Origin of the sequence: Geodermatophilus maliterrae (genome assembly GCF_041018925.1) — a bacterium.
Lineage (GTDB): Bacteria > Actinomycetota > Actinomycetes > Mycobacteriales > Geodermatophilaceae > Geodermatophilus > Geodermatophilus maliterrae.
Genome location: NZ_JBFNXQ010000185.1, coordinates 1 through 3,206, shown reverse-complemented (window position 1 = coordinate 3,206; position 3,206 = coordinate 1). Strand labels below are relative to the sequence as shown.

Genomic DNA, 3,206 nt, shown 5'->3' with positions numbered 1-3,206 from the left:
CCCCGGCGCCGCGGCGCGCAACCGCTCCAGCTGCTCGCGGGCCTGCTCGGCGAGGACCGCGACCTGGCCCCCGAGGGCCGGGTCGGCCGCGGTCGCGGCGTCGTAGGCGGCCACGGCGGCCTCCTGGACGGCGACCTGCGCGGCCAGCCGGTCCACCTGCCCGTCGGTCGCCCCGGCCGCCTCCCCGGACCCGCCCGGCGTGCACGCGGCCGTGGCCAGCAGCGCCAGTCCGGCCGTGGCGGTGAGCAGGGTCCGCCGCGGGAAGCCGGGCGGGGAGGGAGGCGGTGCAGGCGGTGCGGACATCGCCGTCATCCTCCCAGGCGCCGTCCCGCCGGGCCCGCAGCGACGGGCACCCGCGCCGTGTCCGGTGTCCCCGCCGAGCGCCCGGGGACCGGGGACCCGGGGAGCGGTAGCCTGACCACTCCCCGGGTATGACGCCGACCGGTGCCGTGCGACGCGCGCCGCCGGACGCGGTCCCGGGCGGTGCGGTCCGCCCAGGACGAGCTCCGACCGGTGCAGGAGGGGAGGGAGCCCGTGTCCACGCGACGGCACGACGACCCGGCCGCCACACGGCTGGCCGGGTGGATCGGGCCGGTGGTCGGTGCCGCCGGATACGACCTCGAGGAGCTGGTGGTCACCCCCGCCGGCCGGCGCAGCGTCGTCCGCGTGGTCGTCGACCGCGACCAGGGCGTGAGCCTCGACGACGTCGCCGAGGTCAGCCGGGCGGTGTCGGCGGTGCTCGACGAGAACGACGGCGAGCTCGGCCGCGCGCCCTACGTGCTCGAGGTGACCAGCCCCGGCGTCGACCGGCCGCTCACCGAGCCGCGGCACTGGCGGCGCAACACCGGGCGCCTGGTCGCCGTCGCCGTCGGCCCGGCCGGCGCCACCGAGCAGGTGACCGGCCGGATCACCGCCGTCGACGATGCGGGGGTGACCCTCGCCGTCGAGAAGCCGGGCAAGCCGGGCGCCCGGAAGAAGCCGCCCACCCCGCGTCAGGTGCCCTGGGCCGAGCTCGGCGCCGGGCGGATCCAGGTGGAGTTCGCGCGCCACGGGCACGACGAGGACGTGCACGACGCCACGGGCGACGACGAGGGCGACGACGGAGGAGGACAGTGAACATCGACGTGACCGCCCTCAAGGCGGTCGAGCGGGAGAAGGGCATCCCCGCCGACACGGTCATCGAGGCCATCGAGACGGCGCTGGTGACCGCCTACCGGCACGCCGACGGCGCCGCCAAGCACGTGCGGGTGCACGTCGACCGCAAGTCCGGCGAGGTGGCCGTGCTCGCGCAGGAGCTCGACGCCGACGGCGAGGTCGTGCGCGAGTGGGACGACACCCCCTCGGACTTCGGCCGGATCGCGGCCAGCACCGCCAAGCAGGTCATCGTCCAGCGGCTCCGCGACGCCGAGCACGAGCAGACCTTCGGCGAGTACGCCGGCAAGGAGGGCGACATCGTCAGCGGCGTCGTCCAGGCCGACGCCCGCCGCAACGCGCAGGGCTCGGTGCTGGTCGACATCGGCAAGGTCGAGGCGGTGCTGCCCGCCGCCGAGCAGGTGCCCGGCGAGAAGTACGCGCACGGCAGCCGGCTGCGCGCCTACGTGGTGTCGGTGGCCCGCACGTACCGCGGCCCGCAGGTGACCGTCTCGCGCACCCACCCGAACCTGGTGCGCAAGCTGTTCGCGCTCGAGGTCCCCGAGATCGCCGACGGCAGCGTCGAGATCGTCGCCGTCGCCCGGGAGGCCGGGCACCGCTCGAAGATCGCCGTCCGCACCTCGGTGCCGGGGCTCAACGCCAAGGGCGCCTGCATCGGGCCGATGGGGCAGCGGGTGCGCAACGTCATGAGCGAGCTGCACGGCGAGAAGATCGACATCGTCGACTGGTCGGACGACCCCGCGACCTTCGTCGCCTCCGCGCTCAGCCCCGCCCGGGTGAACAGCGCGCTGCTGGTCGACCCCAAGGCCAAGGCGGTGCGCGTCGTGGTGCCCGATTACCAGTTGTCGCTGGCCATCGGCAAGGAGGGACAGAACGCCCGGCTGGCCGCTCGGCTGACCGGGTGCCGCATCGACATCCGCAGCGACGCCCAGCCCGACGACGCCGCACCCTCGCCCGGCGTCGGCCGACCCCCGCTGCGCTCGGGCCCGCCACCGGTGCGCGCCGGGGCCACGGGGGGCCGCCCGTCCCTCGGTGGGGGTGCCCTCCGTCCCGGTCAGCGGCGCCCGGAACAACCAGGTCCCGCCGCGCGCTAGGATGACGGGTGGCCGAAACGTCTGTCCCGGTGCGCACCTGCGTGGGCTGCCGGGAACGCGCTCCGGTCACCGATCTACTGCGTGTCGTCCTCCGGGCCGGGGCCCTCGTGCCCGACCCGCGGCGGAGGCTCCCCGGCCGGGGTGCTTCGCTGCACCCCACCCCGGAGTGCCTGCGCGCAGCGGAGCGACGCCGGGCCTTCCCCCGGGCGCTGCGCCTCTCCGGTGGCAGCAGCGCCCCGGTGGAGGCAGGTCCGCTCCGGGCTCACGTCCTCGGCGCCACGGCGCCCGGGGAGGCGCCGCCCGGGCGGGCGAACGCACACGAACGACAGACCGCAGTTCCCCCGACGGACCGGCAACCGGCCGGTCCGCACGTCGAGAGCAGGACGTCGTCGGATGAGTCAGCCGTGAAGTCCCCACGATGACAAGCCAGACCATGCACCACTGACGACGAGGTCGCGCGGGCGAGCCGCCGGCCTCACCAGAGGAGATCCGTGCCAGGCAAAGCCCGCGTCCACGAACTCGCCAAGGAGTTCGGGGTCGACAGCAAGACCGTGCTCGCCAAGCTCAAGGAGCAGGGCGAGTTCGTGAAGTCCGCCTCCTCGACCGTCGAGGCCCCCGTGGCCCGGCGGCTCCGGGAGGCCCTCGGTGCTGCCGCAGGCGGCAGCAGCAACGGCGGCAACGGCGGCGGTGCCCCCGCGGCCCGTCCCGGCCCCGGCCCCCGTCCGGCGGCTCCGCAGCCGGTGGCCAGTGCCCCACAGGCCCCGGTGGCGAGTGCCCCGCAGGCCCCGGTGGCCCCTGCCCCGCAGGCCCCGGTGGCCCCTGCCCCGCAGGCCCCGGTCGCTCCGGCAGCGTCCGCTCCCGCGGGCGTCACCCCCGGCCCGCGTCCGGGCGCGCCGCGTCCCGGTGCTCCGGGTCCGCGTCCGGCCGCGCCTGCCCCCCAGGCGCCCGCAGCCAGTGCCC

General features: G+C 76.7%; 4 protein-coding genes and 1 pseudogene. 4 read left to right on the top strand and 1 reads right to left on the bottom strand.

Annotated features, from left to right (window positions below):
- Positions 1-303: pseudogene (locus tag ABQ292_RS26260) on the bottom strand (hypothetical protein); the annotation flags it as partial.
- A gap of 231 nt (positions 304-534) precedes the next feature.
- Between ABQ292_RS26260 and rimP the strand changes: the two are divergent.
- The 4 genes from rimP to ABQ292_RS26240 all read left to right on the top strand — a co-directional run.
- Positions 535-1,116, top strand: coding sequence for a ribosome maturation factor RimP (rimP, locus tag ABQ292_RS26255; RefSeq protein WP_369210645.1), 582 nt, complete (start codon positions 535-537; stop codon positions 1,114-1,116).
- Positions 1,113-2,246 carry a transcription termination factor NusA gene (gene nusA, locus ABQ292_RS26250; protein WP_369210644.1) on the top strand — a complete coding sequence of 378 codons (1,134 nt, stop codon included), beginning with the start codon at positions 1,113-1,115 and terminating at the stop codon, positions 2,244-2,246. The genes rimP and nusA overlap by 4 nt, the downstream gene beginning before the upstream one ends.
- Positions 2,247-2,254: 8 nt before the next feature.
- Positions 2,255-2,668 carry a YlxR family protein gene (locus ABQ292_RS26245; RefSeq protein ID WP_369210643.1) on the top strand — a complete coding sequence of 138 codons (414 nt, stop codon included), beginning with the start codon at positions 2,255-2,257 and terminating at the stop codon, positions 2,666-2,668.
- A gap of 69 nt (positions 2,669-2,737) precedes the next feature.
- The coding region (locus tag ABQ292_RS26240) for a translation initiation factor IF-2 N-terminal domain-containing protein (RefSeq protein WP_369210642.1) at positions 2,738-3,206 on the top strand (469 nt) is incomplete at its 3' end.